Origin of the sequence: Microbacterium pumilum (assembly GCF_039530225.1) — a bacterium.
Classification (GTDB): domain Bacteria; phylum Actinomycetota; class Actinomycetes; order Actinomycetales; family Microbacteriaceae; genus Microbacterium; species Microbacterium pumilum.
Genome location: NZ_BAAAOH010000001.1, coordinates 2785426 through 2801264 on the forward strand (window position 1 = coordinate 2785426; position 15839 = coordinate 2801264).

Annotated in this window: 14 protein-coding genes and 4 tRNA genes; 6 read left to right on the forward strand and 12 right to left on the reverse strand. The window is 67.5% G+C overall.

All coding sequences use genetic code 11. The features are described 5' to 3' along the window. Window positions 1-16: 16 nt before the first annotated feature. The 5 genes from ABD188_RS12415 to thrS all read right to left on the reverse strand — a co-directional run bounded on the left by ABD188_RS12415 (window position 17) and on the right by thrS (window position 4811). Window positions 17-553, reverse strand: a complete 537-nt coding sequence (locus tag ABD188_RS12415; RefSeq protein ID WP_344062612.1) for a DUF1697 domain-containing protein — start codon at window positions 551-553, stop codon at window positions 17-19. Further along, window positions 550-1167, reverse strand: coding sequence for a pyridoxal 5'-phosphate synthase glutaminase subunit PdxT (gene pdxT / locus ABD188_RS12420; protein ID WP_344062615.1), 618 nt, complete (start codon window positions 1165-1167; stop codon window positions 550-552). Before pdxT ends, ABD188_RS12415 begins: the two co-directional genes overlap by 4 nt. Next, window positions 1157-2053 (reverse strand): pyridoxal 5'-phosphate synthase lyase subunit PdxS, encoded by an 897-nt coding sequence (pdxS, locus tag ABD188_RS12425; protein WP_344062618.1) that lies wholly within the window; start codon window positions 2051-2053, stop codon window positions 1157-1159. The genes pdxT and pdxS overlap by 11 nt, the downstream gene beginning before the upstream one ends. A 96-nt stretch (window positions 2054-2149) precedes the next feature. Further along, window positions 2150-2692 (reverse strand): HIT family protein, encoded by a 543-nt coding sequence (locus ABD188_RS12430; RefSeq protein WP_344062621.1) that lies wholly within the window; start codon window positions 2690-2692, stop codon window positions 2150-2152. Between the two features lie 85 nt (window positions 2693-2777). Beyond that, complete coding sequence (gene thrS / locus ABD188_RS12435) at window positions 2778-4811, reverse strand: threonine--tRNA ligase (protein WP_344062624.1); 2034 nt, start codon at window positions 4809-4811, stop codon at window positions 2778-2780. 105 nt (window positions 4812-4916) lie between these two features. Here thrS and ABD188_RS12440 point away from each other — a divergent pair, with 105 nt between their 5' ends. The 3 genes from ABD188_RS12440 to ABD188_RS12450 all read left to right on the forward strand — a co-directional run bounded on the left by ABD188_RS12440 (window position 4917) and on the right by ABD188_RS12450 (window position 9690). Beyond that, window positions 4917-6065 carry an alpha/beta fold hydrolase gene (locus tag ABD188_RS12440; RefSeq protein ID WP_344062627.1) on the forward strand — a complete coding sequence of 383 codons (1149 nt, stop codon included), beginning with the start codon at window positions 4917-4919 and terminating at the stop codon, window positions 6063-6065. A 191-nt stretch (window positions 6066-6256) separates the two neighbouring features. Then, window positions 6257-8650: a GMC oxidoreductase gene (locus tag ABD188_RS12445; protein ID WP_344062630.1), complete on the forward strand. Its 2394-nt coding sequence runs from the start codon at window positions 6257-6259 to the stop codon at window positions 8648-8650. Continuing rightward, entirely contained in the window at window positions 8647-9690 is a 1044-nt protein-coding gene (locus tag ABD188_RS12450; protein WP_344062633.1) for an alpha/beta fold hydrolase, read from the forward strand. The genes ABD188_RS12445 and ABD188_RS12450 overlap by 4 nt, the downstream gene beginning before the upstream one ends. Before the next feature lie 7 nt (window positions 9691-9697). Here the strand turns inward: ABD188_RS12450 and ABD188_RS12455 are convergent, their stop codons facing one another. The 4 genes from ABD188_RS12455 to ABD188_RS12470 form a co-directional block, all read right to left on the reverse strand. Beyond that, window positions 9698-10366: a DNA alkylation repair protein gene (locus ABD188_RS12455; RefSeq protein WP_344062636.1), complete on the reverse strand. Its 669-nt coding sequence runs from the start codon at window positions 10364-10366 to the stop codon at window positions 9698-9700. A gap of 292 nt (window positions 10367-10658) precedes the next feature. Next, window positions 10659-10730 (reverse strand) — tRNA-Val (locus tag ABD188_RS12460). A gap of 27 nt (window positions 10731-10757) precedes the next feature. Then, a tRNA-Cys gene (locus ABD188_RS12465) sits at window positions 10758-10831 on the reverse strand. Window positions 10832-10887: 56 nt separating this feature from the next. Continuing rightward, a tRNA-Gly gene (locus ABD188_RS12470) sits at window positions 10888-10960 on the reverse strand. Between the two features lie 144 nt (window positions 10961-11104). On the opposite strand from ABD188_RS12470, the gene ABD188_RS12475 reads away from it, so the two are divergent. Then, window positions 11105-11177, forward strand: a tRNA-Val gene (locus ABD188_RS12475). A gap of 49 nt (window positions 11178-11226) precedes the next feature. On the opposite strand, the gene ABD188_RS12480 is transcribed toward ABD188_RS12475, so the two are convergent. From ABD188_RS12480 to zapE, 3 genes are all read right to left on the reverse strand, one after another. After that, a complete protein-coding gene (locus ABD188_RS12480) occupies window positions 11227-11751 on the reverse strand; it encodes a type II toxin-antitoxin system PemK/MazF family toxin (protein WP_425561348.1) in 525 nt (174 codons plus the stop codon). A gap of 81 nt (window positions 11752-11832) precedes the next feature. Beyond that, on the reverse strand, window positions 11833-13107 hold the full coding sequence (locus tag ABD188_RS12485; protein WP_344062639.1) for an ammonium transporter: 1275 nt from the start codon (window positions 13105-13107) through the stop codon (window positions 11833-11835). A 199-nt stretch (window positions 13108-13306) separates the two neighbouring features. Continuing rightward, window positions 13307-14332, reverse strand: coding sequence for a cell division protein ZapE (gene zapE, locus ABD188_RS12490; protein ID WP_344062642.1), 1026 nt, complete (start codon window positions 14330-14332; stop codon window positions 13307-13309). A gap of 120 nt (window positions 14333-14452) precedes the next feature. Here zapE and ABD188_RS12495 point away from each other — a divergent pair, with 120 nt between their 5' ends. Then, window positions 14453-15355, forward strand: a complete 903-nt coding sequence (locus tag ABD188_RS12495) for a sulfurtransferase (RefSeq protein ID WP_344062645.1) — start codon at window positions 14453-14455, stop codon at window positions 15353-15355. A gap of 37 nt (window positions 15356-15392) precedes the next feature. Continuing rightward, window positions 15393-15833, forward strand: a complete 441-nt coding sequence (locus ABD188_RS12500) for a SufE family protein (protein ID WP_344062648.1) — start codon at window positions 15393-15395, stop codon at window positions 15831-15833. Window positions 15834-15839: the final 6 nt, after the last annotated feature.

Sequence of the window (15839 nt, forward strand, 5' to 3'; positions counted from 1 at the left end):
GCCCCGGGCAAGCGGGTCATGAGGCGATCTTGACGAGAGTCCGGAGGTTCCGGGTCGTGGTGGTCGCCTTGTATCGCGCTTTCGACAGCACCTTGGCGAACGGAGTGTCGGTCGAGGTGCCCTTGACGGGGTTCCAATAGATGACGCCGGGGCCTTCCGCCACCGGATCCACGTCCTTGTCGAAGACGTCCGCGGCGGCGATCACCTCGTCGCGGGTCTCGTCGTCGACGCAGAACACCACCCATGGCTGACGTGCATCCGCCCTCGCGTCGAACGGGAACCTCTCGATCGCGTGCTCCAGTTCTGGCAGCGTCACGAGCACGATCCAGGCGTCGTAGTCGAAGCGCCCGCGGAGCGCCTTCTCGATCGCGGCTTTCAGCTTCTTGCGGGCGGATGCCGCATCCGCCGTCTCGAATCGGACGTTGCCGCTCGCGAGGAAGGTCCGCACCGCATCGAAGCCCAGCTCGTCTCGGAAGAGCGCCGCGAGGTCGGCGCTTCGGATCGTGATGCCGCCGACGTTCACTCCGCGGAGCAGCGCGACCCAGCACGTCATGCCGCCGAGCGTACCCGCCCGAGGAACCGCTCGTGGAAGCGCGTCTCGCCCGACACCTCGGGATGGAACGCGGTCGCGAGGATCGAGCCCTGCTCGACGGCCACGACTCCCCCGTCGGGGAGAGTCGCGATCGCCGTCGCCCGGTCGCCGACGCTGGTCACGAGCGGGGCGCGGATGAAGGTCGCGTGCACCGGACCGCCGTCGAAGCCGTCGACCTCCAGTTCGGTCTCGAACGAGTCGACCTGGCTGCCGAACGCGTTGCGCGCCACCACGATGTCGAGCCCGCCGAAGGTCTCCTGGCCGTCGATCGCGCCGGTGATCCGGTCGGCGAGCATGATCATGCCCGCGCATGTGCCGTATACCGGCATCCCCGCTGCGATCGCGGCGCGCACCGGCTCCTGCATGCCGAAGGCGCGCGAGAGCTTGTCGATCACGCTCGACTCGCCGCCGGGGATGACCAGGCCGTCGACGGCCGCGAGTTCAGACGGACGACGCACCAGGGACACCTCGGCGCCGAGGTTGCGCAGCACCAGCGCGTGCTCCCGCACGTCGCCCTGCAGTGCGAGGATGCCGACGTGCGGACGCCTCGGCAGACTCAGGGGGTTACCAGCCACGCTCGGCGAGGCGGTGCGGCGCGGCGAGGTCCGTCACGTTGATGCCGACCATCGCCTCACCGAGGCCGCGCGACACGTCCGCGATGACCTTCGCGTCGTCGAAGAACGTGGTGGCCTTGACGATCGCAGCGGCACGCTCGGCGGGGTTGCCCGACTTGAAGATGCCGGAGCCCACGAACACGCCGTCGGCGCCCAGCTGCATCATCATCGCGGCGTCGGCAGGAGTCGCCACGCCGCCCGCGACGAACAGCACCACGGGCAGCTTGCCGGTCTCGGCGACCTCCGCGACGAGCTCGTAGGGCGCCTGCAGCTCCTTGGCCGCGACGTACAGCTCGTCCTTCGTCAGTGAGCGCAGCACGTTGATCTCGCCCAGGATCTTGCGGATGTGCTTGGTCGCCTCCGACACGTCACCCGTGCCGGCCTCGCCCTTCGAGCGGATCATCGCCGCGCCCTCGTTGATGCGCCGCAGCGCCTCGCCCAGGTTCGTCGCACCGCAGACGAACGGAACCGTGAAGCCCCACTTGTCGATGTGGTTGACATAGTCCGCCGGCGAGAGCACCTCGGACTCGTCGATGTAGTCGACTCCGAGCTCCTGCAGCACCTGCGCCTCGACGAAGTGCCCGATCCGTGCCTTGGCCATCACCGGGATCGAGACCGCCTCGATGATCCCGTCGATCATGTCGGGGTCGCTCATGCGCGAAACGCCGCCCTGGGCACGGATATCGGCGGGCACTCGCTCGAGCGCCATCACGGCGACGGCTCCGGCATCCTCGGCGATCTTCGCCTGCTCGACGGTGACGACGTCCATGATGACGCCGCCCTTGAGCATCTCGGCGAGACCGCGCTTGACGCGACTCGAACCGACGGTGGGGGTCTTCTCAGTCATAATCTTCGATTCTAGTTCGGGTGGGATGCCGCGCCCGCCGCAGCCGCAATGCCACCGGTGCGGTCGTGGCCCGGCATCCGGACGGATCGTGTGGGACTACGCGTGCCAGGCGTCTGCGATCGACTGGCGAACCTCGCCCAGCAGCTGCGGGAGCGCCTTGGTCTTGGCGATGATCGGAAAGAAGTTCGCGTCAGAGCCCCAGCGGGGCACGATGTGCTGGTGCAGATGCTCGTCGATGCCCGCTCCCGCAACGCTCCCCTGGTTCATCCCGAGGTTGAAGCCGTCGCATCGCGAGACGGAGCGCAGCACGCGCATCGCCTGCTGTGAGAGCGCGCCGATCTCCGCGACCTCTTCGTCGGTGGCCTGGTCGTACGTGGCGATGTGGCGGTACGGACAGATGAGGAGGTGACCGGAGTTGTAGGGGAAGAGGTTCAGCAGTGCGTAAGCGGTGCGTCCTCGTGCGACGATGAGCGCATCCTCGTCCTTCATGCCGGGTGCCGCGCAGAACGGGCAGGTCTTCCGCAGCGGTTCGGGGCCCGCCTTGATGTACGCCATGCGGTGAGGCGTCCAGAGCCGCTGGAACTCGTCGGGCACGCCCGGAAGCGTTGCGGCATCGATGAGCTCGGCGTCGTCGGTCATCGATAGGTCCCTGAGCCTGTCGAAGGGCCGGAAGCATCGGACGCTTCGACAGGCTCAGCGACCGACGCTCGCGCGCATTGCCGGGTCACGCGAACTCCTCGGCCGTGTTCACGAGCGCCCGCGACGCGATCGCTTCGTGGATGCGGCGCACGGCGTCCGCGATCGGCACGCCGTTCTGCTGCGACCCGTCCCTGAACCGGAACGACACGGTGCCCGCCGAGCGGTCCTGCTCACCCGCGATGAGCATGAGCGGAACCTTGTGCGTGGTATGGGTTCGGATCTTCTTCTGCATCCGATCATCACTGTGGTCGAGCTCGGCGCGAACACCGTCCGCGACGAGCTGTGCGACGACCTCACCGAGATAGTCGGCGTACTCCTCGGCGACCGGGATGCCGACGACCTGCACCGGCGAGAGCCACACCGGGAACGCACCGGCGTAGTGCTCCAGCAGGATCGCGAAGAACCGCTCGATCGATCCGAACAGCGCGCGGTGGATCATGATCGGGCGCTTCTTCTGACCGTCGCGGTCGGTGTACTCGAGCTCGAACCGCTCCGGCAGGTTCGGGTCGACCTGCACGGTCGAGAGCTGCCAGGTGCGGCCGATCGCATCCTTGGTCTTCAGGTCGATCTTGGGTCCGTAGAACGCTGCCTCGCCGGGCACCTCGGTGAGCTTGAGCCCGCTCTTCAATGCGACGTTGCGCAGCGCATTCGTCGAGTAGTCCCAGAACTCATCGGAGCCGATCCACTTTGCCTTCTCGTCATCCCGCATCGACAGCTCGAGCTCGAACTCGCTCAGCCCGAAGTCGCGGAGCATGGAGACGACGAACTCGAGGACGCGAGTGGTCTCCTCCTCGAGCTGGTCGGGGGTCACGAACAGGTGCGAGTCGTCCTGCGTGAAGCCGCGGACGCGGGTGAGGCCGTGCAGGGCGCCGGAGAGCTCGTTGCGATAGACCGTGCCGTTCTCGGCGAGCCGCATCGGCAGGTCGCGGTAGCTGCGGGCGCGCTCCTTGTAGATCAGGATGTGCATCGGGCAGTTCATCGGCTTCAGGTAGTAGTCGACGCCGTGCTTGGTGATCTCGCCGTGCTCGTCGCGCTCCTCATCGAGGTGGATGGGCGGGAACATCCCCTCCTTGTAGGTCACGAGGTGGTTCGACTGGATGAAAAGATCCTGCTTCGAGATGTGCGGCGTGTAGACGTACGTATAGCCGGCGGCCTTGTGGCGTCGCAGTGCGTGCTGCTCCATCTCCTGGCGCACGACACCACCGCGCGGATGCCAGACCGACAGGCCCGAGCCGATCTCCTCGGGGAACGAGAACAGGTCGAGCTCCTTGCCCAGCTTGCGGTGATCGCGCTTGGCGGCCTCTTCGAGGCGCTGCTGGTAGGCGCGCAGCTCGTCCTTGGTGGGCCACGCGGTGCCGTAGATGCGCTGCAGCTGCGGGTTCTTCTCGCTGCCGCGCCAGTAGGCGCCGGCGACGCGGGTCAAGGCCCAGCCGTTGCCGATCAGGCGGGTGCTGGGCAGGTGAGGGCCGCGGCAGAGGTCCTTCCACACGGTCTCGCCGTCGCGGTTGACATTGTCGTAGATGGTCAGCTCGCCCGCGCCCACCTCGACGGACGCGCCCTCGGCGATCTCCGCTGCCGCGGTCCCTGAGCCGGTCGAAGCGGGGCCCTTCAGCCCGATGAGCTCGAGCTTGAACGGCTCATCGACGAGCTCGGCTCGCGCCTCTTCATCGGTGACGACGCGTCGAACGAAGCGCTGACCCTCGCGGATGATGCGCTGCATCTCCTTCTCGATCGCCTTGAGATCGTCGGTGCTGAAGGGATGCTCGACCCCGAAGTCGTAGTAGAAGCCGTCCGTGATGGGCGGACCGATGCCGAGGTTCGCCTGCGGGTTGATCCGCTGGACAGCCTGGGCGAGCACGTGGGCGGCCGAGTGCCGGAGGATGCCGAGCCCGTCAGGGCTGTCGATCGTGATCGGCTCGACGGCATCCGTCGCGTGCACGACCGTCGCGAGGTCTTTGAGCTCGCCGTTCACCCGCAGGGCGATGACGGAGCGGTCGGGGTACAGCGCGAAGCCGTCGGCCGGGAGGGGCGCGGCAGAGGGGGTGTCGACGTCAGTCACAGGGGAACTCTCCAGGAAGTGGCTCGGGTTCCAGGCTATCCTCTGCCCGCATGCGCGAGAGCCGCGACGGCTCCTCCTGGGGGCAATATGCTGAGCGGCGTCGGCGTGGCCGTGGTCGCGCCGCAACTCGGGGCACAGAGCACACGACCGGGGGTCGACATGGGTGGGGCCGGAACGACGTCGGGTATCGACATCGAGGCGACGCCTCGTGAGCATCGACCGCTGCGCTGCGGCGAGCCCAGGATCTACCAGTTCGCCACCGAAGACGGCGTCGTGCTGCGCCTTACGCGCTTCGAGGGCGGAGCCAAGGGGCCGGTCATCCTGTCGCCCGGATTCGGCACGTCGTCGATCGCATACACGATCGACACCGTCGAGACGAACTATCCCGAGTATCTGTATGAGCACGGCTACGACGTGTGGGTGCTGGACTATCGGGCGAGTCCCCTGCTGCCGTCCAGCGCGACCCAGTTCACGCTCGACGACATCGCACGATTCGACTACCCGGCGACGGTCCAGAAGGTCCGCGCCGAGACGGGCGCCGAGTCGGTCCAGATCATGGCGCATTGCGTCGGGTCGCTCACGATGCTGATGTCGCTGGGGCTGGGACTCGAGGGGGTCCGATCGGCCGTCTCGTCGCAGCTCACTCTGCACCCGCGCGCCGGCGCGCTCAACCAGCTGCGGGCCGGCATCTTCGCCGCCGACCTCATCGACGCGGTCGGCATCGACGTTCTCACCACCGACATCGACGACGACCCATCATGGTTCGAGCGCCTGTACGACAAGGCGCTGGCGTTCTACCCCGAGGGCGACGAGCCGTGCGATCGGCCATTCTGCCGCCGGGTGGCGTTCACGTTCGGCGAGTCCTACGACCACGACCAGCTCAACCAGGCGACGCACGAGCACATCGACGAGGCGTTCGGGGATGCGAACATCCTGACCCTCCGCCACGTCACGAAGATCATCCGCGAGGACCACGCGGTGAGCTGGGACGACGATCACGACTATCTGGACGACGTCGCCCGGCTGCGACTGCCGATCTCGTTCATCCATGGCGAGCACAACCGGCTGTTCCTGCCCGAGGGCAGCGCGCTCACGTACGAGTTCCTCCGCGAGCACAACGGCCCTGACTTCTACACGCGTCAGATCATCCCGGGCTACTCGCACATGGACTGCTTCATCGGCAAAGATGCCGCGCGCGACGTGTACCCGGTCGTGACGGCCGAACTCGACCGCTACAACGGACCCGGCCGGTGATCGTCGCGATCGTCTGATTCACCGGGGTGCGCGTGATTCCCCTGAATGCGCGCGCGTATCCATTGCGGGCAGGCCTCGGGCGTCAGTAGTTTGAGACCCGACGGGCGGAGCCGCGCTGGGGCGGCTTGCAGCACCCCGAGCGGCCCGTGTCTCCTTCGTCGTGCCGCCGACTCTCGAGGAGAGGAGCACCGATGAACCACGTGGAGCACGTCGACGCGGTCGTCGTCGGCTCGGGGTTCGGAGCATCAGTCTCGGCCTTCCGCCTCGCCGAGGCGGGCCGCTCGGTCGTCGTGCTGGAGCGAGGTCGCGCGTACCCGCCGGGCAGCTTCGCACGAAACCCGTACGAGATGAGTCACGCATTCTGGGAGCCGAAGGATGAGCTGCTCGGGCTCTTCGACATCCGTTCGTTCCGCAAGGTCGAGGCGATCGTGTCATCCGGACTCGGCGGCGGCTCGCTGATCTACGCCAATGTGCTGCTGCGCAAGGACGAGCGGTGGTTCGTCCACGACTCGCCTCTGCCGGGCGGCGGCTACGAGAACTGGCCGATCGGAAGGCAGGACCTGGATCGCCACTACGACGCCGTCGAGGCGATGATGACGCCGACGCCGAATCCCTACCCCGATCTGCCCAAGGCGAAGGCGCTGCGAGAAGCGGCCGAGAAGCTCGGTCTCCAGACGTTCGCACCCGGGCTGGCGATCGCATTCGCGTCACGTCCGGGTGGTGAGCCGCTCGCCAAGCAGGTCGTCGACGAGCCCGCCTACGGCAACCTGCACAACATCACCCGGCTGACGTGCCGCCTCTGCGGCGAGTGCGACATCGGCTGCAACGAGGGATCCAAGAACACGCTCGATCACAACTACCTGTCGGCCGCGACGTATCACGGCGCCGACATCCGCACCCTCTGCGACGTGGCGGGCATCACGCCGCTCGACGGCGGCGGATACGAGGTGCGCTACACGCGGTACGGCGACCGCGATGAGAACGGCATCCACAGCCGCGCATTCGAGCGGATCACATGTGATCAGCTGATGCTCGGCGCGGGCACCTTCGGCACGACCAGCCTGCTGCTGCGCAACCGCGTCGGACTGCCGGCGCTCGGCCGCGCCGTCGGCAGCCGGTTCAGCGGCAACGGAGACCTGCTCACCTTCTGCTTCGGGGCGGAGGGGACCTCCGAAGCGGGGCAGGTCCGTCTCATCGATCCCGCGTACGGACCCGTCATCACCACGGCGCTGCGCAAGCCGGACGGCGTCGACGAAGAGGGCGCCGGGCGCGGCTACTACGTGCAGGAGGCGGGGTTCCCCGACTTTGCGAACTGGCTCATCGAGACGTCGCAGATGACCGCATCCGTCCACCGCGCAGCGAGCGTCGTCAAGCAGTTCATCGCCTACCGGCTCAAGAATCGCAATGAATCCACGATCTCGGCGGAGGTCGCGAAGCTCGTCGGCCAGGGACGACTGACCTCGAGCTCCCTTCCCCTCCTCGGCATGGGACGCGACACTCCGGACGGCCGCATCATCCTCACCGACGGGGAGCTCGATGTGGTGTGGACCACCGCGACCAGCCAGGAGTACTTCGGCGCGATGCGCTCGACGATGCGCGACATCTCGCAAGCGCTCGGCGGGCGCTTCCGCGACAATCCGCTGTGGTGGACGAAGCGGGTCGTCACGGTCCACCCGCTCGGCGGGGCGCCGATGGGGAGGCATGTTCACGAGGGCGTCGTCGACAGCTGGGGCGAGTCGTTCGGGCACCCCGGGCTGTACATCGTCGACGGTTCTTCGGTTCCGGGGCCGGTGGGGCCGAACCCCTCGCTCACGATTGCCGCGATCGCGAATCGCGCCGTGGAGCATCTGCTCGAGAAGCCCCGCCGACGGCCCACGTCGCGCGCCCGCCAGGCAGAGGTCGCCCAGGATCTCGCCGTGGCGGATCCCGTCGCCGGCAGGGGCATGGAGTTCACCGAGAAGATGAAGGGGTTCTTCGCCCTGGGCGAGACCGACCCCATGACCGGGTGGCGGCTGGGCAGGCACCTCTCGCACCGGTTCATGTTCCACCTCACCATCACGGCCCCGGATGTCGAGCGCTTCGTCGAGCAGGGCGAGCACACCGCGGTCGCGGAGGGATTCGTGGGGTGCGACCTGCTCGGCGGGGAGCTGCCGGTGCAGCGCGGCTGGGCAAACCTCTTCGTGGCGACCGATGACGCACTGACCCGCGAGATGCGCTACCGGCTGTGGTTCAGCGACCTCTCGGGCAACCCGCTCACGATGTACGGCTTCAAGGTCGTCCGCAACGACGTGGGACTCGACATGTGGAACGACACCTCGACGCTCTACATCACGATCATGAGGGGCCACGTGCCACCCGGTGTGAACGGCGGGCAGGATGCGCCTGCGGAGGTGATCGGCGCGGGAGTGCTCCGGATCCTGGTGAAGGATTTCGCCCGCCAGGTGACAACCTTCCGTGGGTCCGGCGGCGGTCCCCTCACGTCGATAGCGAGATTCGGAGCGTTCTTCACGAAGTCCGTGAAGGATGTCTACCTGCGCCCCGCCCCGCGGGTCGATCCCGTGACGGCTTCACGGGAGGACACGTGAGGCGTCCTACCACTCGCGGCATCCATCGCGACGTACCGCACTTCCTGAAGGGGGACGACGGCACCCCGCTCACCCTCATCCGGGTGCGCGGAGAGTCCGCGCCGCGGCGAGGTCCCGTCATCCTCATACACGGGGTCGGAATGCGCGGCGAGTCGTTCCGTCCCGGCGGGATCCGATCGCTGGTGGATGTTCTCCTCGACGACGGGTGGGATGTGTGGCTGTTCAACTGGCGCGGATCCATCGACCTCGATCCGGTGCCGTGGACGCTCGACGATGTCGCTCTCTACGATCACCCGGCGGCGGTGCGCTACGTCGTGGCAGAGACGGGGGCGGCAGCCGTCAAGGTGATCGCCCACTGCCAGGGTTCGACGACGATCTGCATGGCGGCCGTGGCCGGGCTCGTGCCCGAGGTCACGACCATCGTGTCGAACGGCGTGTCGCTGCACCCGCACGTTCCGGTTGCCTCACGCGCGAAGCTCCATGTGCTCCGGCCGCTCCTCCAGTCACGTGAGGCCTACGTCGACATCGCGTGGGGCGATGGACCCGAGCGAGGTATGCGAACCCTGACACGCAACGCCGTGCGCCTCTGGCACTTCGAGTGCGGCAACCCGACCTGCAACATGGCCAGCTTCGCGCTCGGCTCGGGCCACCCCGCCCTGTGGCTGCACTCGAACCTCACCCACACCACCCACGACTGGATCCGGCACGAATTCGGCAAGATCCCGATGAGCTTCTATGCGCAGCTGGCGGCATCCGAACGTGCCGGCCAGATCATGTCGATCCGGCCGCGTCCCGAGCTGCCGACTCGGTATGCGACTGCCCCACCGCAGACGCAGGCGAGGTTCGCGCTGTTCGCCGGCAGGCACAACCGCGTCTTCCTCCCCACCAGCCAGAAGACGACGTACGCCTTCCTCAAGCGGCATCAGCCGGGTCGCCATTCGCTGCACGTGCTCGACGGCTACGGACACGCGGATGTGTTCCTCGGCCGGCACGCCCATCGCGAGGTGTTCCCCAAGATGCTGACCGAGCTGCACCGCTGATCGGTGGTCAGGCGGTGCCGAGATGCTTGAGCGCCTCGCGTCTGCTCAGCGGGCTCAGGTCGTGTGCCGCGACGTAACCGCGCACCCAATCCGGGTCCACGCGTGCATACTCGCGCAGCGCCCAGCCGACCGACTTGCGGATGAAGAACTCCGGATCGCCGAGATTCGGCTTGATGACGTCGGCGAGCAGCAGCCGATCGACTCGCGAGCCACGGCCGAGCTGGGAGATGATCGCGACCCGCCGGATCCATAAGTCGTCGTCGCGCGACCATCGCCGGATCACCATCGCGGTCCCGAGGGGACGGATGTCGAGCAGTTCCGCCATCCGGTGCGCCACTTCGTCCGTGAAGTCCCACCATCGGCCGGTCCGCACCATGTGCTCCACGATGTCGACGACCTCGGGCGATCCGCGCACGGGTCTGGTCGCAAGGAGGGCCATCGCGGCATAGCGCTCCTCGCGATGGGTCGCGTCATTCCAGAGTTCGAGCGAGGCGGAGCGCAGGGCCGTGGCATCCGTCTCGGTCTTCGCACGCGCCCGCGCGATTCGCCGCGCTTCGGGAACCTTGACGCCGAGGTAGGGCATGGCCGATTTCATGTACGCCTGCTGCCCGGGGGCGAGCGCCGGGTCTGCGGCAGCGCGAAGCGCGGTGCGGATGTCGTCGGCCAGCGCGCTCACAAGAGCATTCTCGTCGCCTACCGGCCTGTCGAGAACGTGTCGTCCCGGGGCACGTCCTAGCGGCCCCCTCGGCGCTCGTGTGGGGGCACGCCGCGCCGAGGGAACCTGGCCCTAGTCAACAGCGCACACGGTTGGTTCCGACGCCCCAGTGGTCGGGTTATCACTGAGGATAGGTCCCCGACCGATCCGCTGGGAAGAGCGGAAAGGTCACGGTTTGCCGGGAGAACGCCCGCACGACCGCCGAAGGCGCCCAGAACGCAGAAAACCCCCGGAAATCCGGGGGTTCTGTCTGTGCGCGATACTGGGATCGAACCAGTGACCTCTTCCGTGTCAGGGAAGCGCGCTACCGCTGCGCCAATCGCGCCCGTAAGGGCTTTTCAGTTGAGAGGAGTGGAGGTGGCGACGGGATTCGAACCCGTGTAAACGGCTTTGCAGGCCGGTGCCTAGCCGCTCGGCCACGCCACCGCGTGTGGTTTGACCCCACGTGCCGTGGTCCCTCCGAGAAGAGACCCCTGCACTCGAGCGGATGACGAGACTCGAACTCGCGACCCCAACCTTGGCAAGGTTGTGCGCTACCAACTGCGCTACATCCGCATGCCCGGATCGCTCCGGGCGCTTGAACGACTTTAGCCGATGATCCGCACGGTGCAAAACCAGCGCGGGCCGCGCGTGTCATAGACGCGCGTTCGTGCCGGTGGGCGGCATCCGGTAGGATCGAGACTCGGCCCGCAGGGCCCTGGGCGATTGGCGCAGTTGGTAGCGCGCTTCCTTCACACGGAAGAGGTCATCAGTTCGAGTCTGGTATCGCCCACGAGTCAGGCTTCCGGAATCCGGGGGCCTTTCTCTTTGCGCGACGTGCGTCACTCTCCCACCGGCCAGCCGTAGCGCTGGTGCAGCGCGGCTGCGACGCGTGAGAACCGGTCGAGGTCGAGAGCGGATGCCTCGCGTCGCATTCCCTCGGCGTGCACGCTGTAGACCTGCTCGATGTCGATCCACGACGGGCGGCCCTGGGTGTCCCATGGACCCGAGCCGATCGCGAGGAAGTCGCGATCGCCGTCGTGCGCCTTGCTGGTGAGACGGACCGCATACACGCGGTCCGCGTCCTGGCGCCCGATGATGAGGACCGGACGGTCTTTGCCACGCCCATCGTTCTCGGTGTAGGGCACCCACGTCCAGACGATCTCACCCGCATCCGGATCGCCGTCCGTGGCGGGTGAGTAGGTGATCCGCAGACCGTTCCGGTCCGGCGGAGGGATCTCGACCGTGGCGGAGACGCCGGAACGACCTTCGCCGCCGGCGGGTGGGGCATCCCGTGCGGAAGGTCGTGGGGTGGGCTTCAGCAGCCGCGCGAGTGTCGAGAACAAGCTCTTCCGCTCTGCCGCCACATCGTCACCCTAGTCGCCGGACAGCACGCGAGAGGGCGCCGCGGTTGCCGCCGCGACGCCCTCTCCTGCGTGGATCTCGGGTCAGGACCGGATGTCGGCGAGGACGTAGCCCTCTTCGCCGTGGACGATCGTGTCGATGCCGGCGATCTCGTCCTCGTTCTTGACGCGGAAGCCCATCGTCTTCTGGATGACCCAGCCGATGGCGTATGCGAGCACGAACGAGTAGATCAGCACCGAGAAGGCGGCGATCGCCTGGACCATCAGCTGCGTCAGGTTGCCGCTGTAGATGAGGCCCGTGCTGTTCGCGAAGAAGCCGAGGAACAGGGTTCCGATGAGACCACCGACGAGGTGGATGCCCACCACGTCGAGCGAGTCATCGAAGCCCCACTTGAACTTGAGCTCGATCGCGACGGCGCAGACGGCACCGGCGATGAGGCCGAGGAGGATCGCCCACTCCGGACGCAACGATGCACAGGCGGGCGTGATCGCGACGAGGCCGGCGACGGCGCCGGACGCGGCGCCCACAGACGTCGGCTTGCCATCCTTGATCTTCTCCACGATCAGCCAGCCCAGCAGGGCCGCCGCCGGGGCGATGATCGTGTTGACGAACGCGATGGCGGCCGTGTTGTCGGCGGCCAGCTCAGAGCCGGCGTTGAAGCCGAACCAGCCGAACCACAGCAGGCCGGCGCCGAGGAGCACGAACGGCGGGTTGTGCGGAACCGTGATGCCCTTCTGGAACCCGACGCGCTTGCCGAGCACGAGCGCCAGGGCCAGGGCCGCGGCACCGGCGTTGATGTGAACGGCCGTGCCACCTGCGAAGTCGATCGCGCCGACACCGAACCAGGTCTGCATGCCATACGTGATCCAGCCGCCGGAAGCGAAGCTGCCGTCGTCGCCGAGGGTGAAGTTGAACACCCAGCTCGCAACGGGGAAGTAGACGATCGTGGCCCAGACGGCAGCGAAGACCATCCACGCGCCGAACTTGGCGCGATCGGCGATCGCGCCGGACACCAGCGCGACGGTGATGATCGCGAACGTCGCCTGGAACGCGACGAATGCGAGCGGCGGATATGCGGCGCCTTCAGGGGTCTCCAGCAGGCTGGACAGGAAGATCTCCGAGGTGTCGATCGACCACGGGAATTGGATCACTCCCTCCGTCAGCGTCGGGAAGGCGATCGCGTAGCCGTAGATCGCCCAGAGGACGCCGATCAGGCCCATGGCGCCGAAGCTCAGCATCATCATGCTGATGACGCTCTTCGCTTTGACGAGACCGCCGTAGAAGAATGCCAGTCCGGGCGTCATCAAGAGCACGAGTGCGGCTGCGAGAAGAATGAATGCTGTGTTTCCTTGATCCATCTCGGGGGAAACCTCTCTGCGAGGACGCAGGTGTAGCGTCGGGTGTCTTCAGTGTCCACACACCTGGTTTCGGCTGGCCTGCGTGCCGTGTTTCCCTCCGGTTACGTAGGGCGCGCTGGCGTAAACATCATGTTTCCTGACCCTCGCAGAACCCCACGAATCCGCGTCGCCGGTGGGTGCGATTGCTGTCCGACGGCGCTCAGGAGAGGGTGGATGCCACGAGTCGCGAGATCGCGCGCAGATACTTCTTCCGGTAGCCGCCCGCCAGCATCTCTTCGGGGAACACCAGATCGAGCGAGACGCCCGTCGCTCGGATCGGCAGTTCGGCGTCGTAGACGCGGTCGATGAACGCGACGAAGCGCAGCGCCGCAGATTGGTCGGTGAGCGGCTCGACATCGCGCAGACCCACGACCGACAGCCCGTCGATGATGCGGATGTAGCGGGACGGGTGCACCCGCGCAAGGTGACCCACCAGATCGGCGAAGGCGTCGTCGGACGCCAGACCGATCGCCGCGGCGTCGGCGATGTCGGAGTCGTACGCGGCCGGCTCGAGCACCTTCGCGTGCCCGTCGACGGCGCGGTGCCGGTAGTCGTTCCCGTCGATGCGGATGGTCTGGAAGCTGGCGGCCATCGCGTGGATCTCGCGCAGGAAGTCCTGCGCGGCGAAGCGACCTTCGCCGAGCGCGTTCGGCGGTGTGTTGGATGTCGCCGCCAGCTTGGTACCCGAGCCGACGAGCTCCGCGAGCAGCCGCGTCATCACCATCGTGTCGCCCGGATCGTCGAGTTCGAACTCGTCGATGCACAGCAGGTCCGACCCGCGGAACAGCTCCACGGTGTTCTTGTACCCGAGGGCGCCGACCAGCGCGGTGTACTCGATGAACGAGCCGAAGTACTTCCGTCGCGCCGGCATCGCGTGATAGACCGCCGCCAACAGGTGGGTCTTGCCGACGCCGAACCCGCCGTCGAGATAGACGCCGGGTTTGAGCTCTGGGCCGCGCTTGGCCCGGCGGAACCAGCCGCCGCCCCCGCGCGCCTGCTCGCCGCCGCCCGAGAACGCGATGAGCAGATCCTTCGCCTCCTGCTGTGACGGGAACGCGGCATCCGCCCGGTACGTGTCGAACGTGGCGTCCTCGAACTGCGGTGGAGGCACGAGCGCCGCGACCATCTCGGCACCCGAGATCTGCGGCATCCGCTCCGTCAGATGGACGATGCCGGTGGCGGTCATGAGGAATCCTGTGTCGGAGTCTTACAGAGGCGATGCGCGCGCGCACCGGGGAATCTAGGGTCGGAGGGCGCGGTTCAACCCTACGCGGTCGCACCTGCCGCCCAGCCCCGAGGAGTCCCGTTGTCCGTCGAGACCGACACATCGTCCGCCAAGTTCGCCGAATACGCCGACCCCGGCCGGCTCGTCACAGGAGAGTGGCTGGAGCCGCGGCTCGGCAGCCCGGGACTCGTCGTGGTCGAGTCGGACGAGGACGTGCTGCTCTACGAGACCGGCCACATCCCCGGCGCCGTGAAGGTCGACTGGCACACCGAGCTCAACGACCCCGTCGTCCGTGACTACGTCGACGGGGCGGGATTCGCAGAGCTGCTCAGCCGCAAGGGCATCGCCCGAGACGACACGGTGGTCATCTACGGCGACAAGAACAACTGGTGGGCCGCCTACGCCCTCTGGGTGTTCTCGCTGTTCGGGCACCAGGATGTGCGACTGCTCGACGGCGGCCGCGACAAGTGGATTGCCGAAGGTCGTCCCTTCACGACGGATGCCGCGACACCGACCCCGGCCGAATACCCCGTCGTGGACCGCGACGACACCCTGCTGCGCGCCTACAAGGACGACGTGCTCGCGCACTTCGGCAACCCGCTGATCGACGTGCGATCGCCCGAGGAGTACGACGGCTCGCGGACATCGGCGCCCGCCTACCCCGAAGAGGGCGCGCTGCGCGCGGGCCACATCCCCACCGCTCAGAGCGTGCCGTGGGCGAGGGCGGTCGCGGAGGACGGCGGCTTCAAGCCGCGCGCCGAACTCGACGCGATCTACAGGGGCGACGCAGGGCTGGAGGACGGCGACTCCATCGTCGCCTACTGCCGGATCGGCGAACGCTCCAGCCACACGTGGTTCGTCCTGAAGCACCTGCTCGGGTTCGAGAACGTGCGCAACTACGACGGATCGTGGACCGAGTGGGGCAGCGCCGTGCGCGTGCCGATCGTCACCGGATCCGAGCCGGGCGAGCTGCCCTCGCGCTGACCGCCGCGCCATCGACAGCCGTGGGAGGATGGCGGAGATGACCGTTTCCGCCCTGCCCGACTCGCTCGCCGACATCCGTGACGAGTTCCTCGAGCTCGCCGAGCCCGACCGACTGCAGCTCCTTCTCGAGTACTCGCGCGAGCTGCCAGCCATGCCCGCGCGTTACGAAGGTCACCCCGAGCTGTGCGAGCGGGTGGCGGAGTGCCAGTCCCCCGTCTACATCGTGATGGATGTCGACGCCGACGGGATCGTGGCGATGCACGCCACGGCACCGCCCGAGGCGCCGACCACGAGAGGATTCGCCAGCATCCTCGCGCAGGGCCTCACCGGCCTCACTGTCGACGAGGTCCTCGCGGTGCCCGCCGACTTCCCCCAGAGCATCGGGTTGACGCGCGCGGTGTCGCCGCTGCGGATCGCCGGGATGACGGGAATGCTGATGCGCGCGAAGCGTCAGGTGCTCGCAAAGCGCGGCGCGTGAACCCAG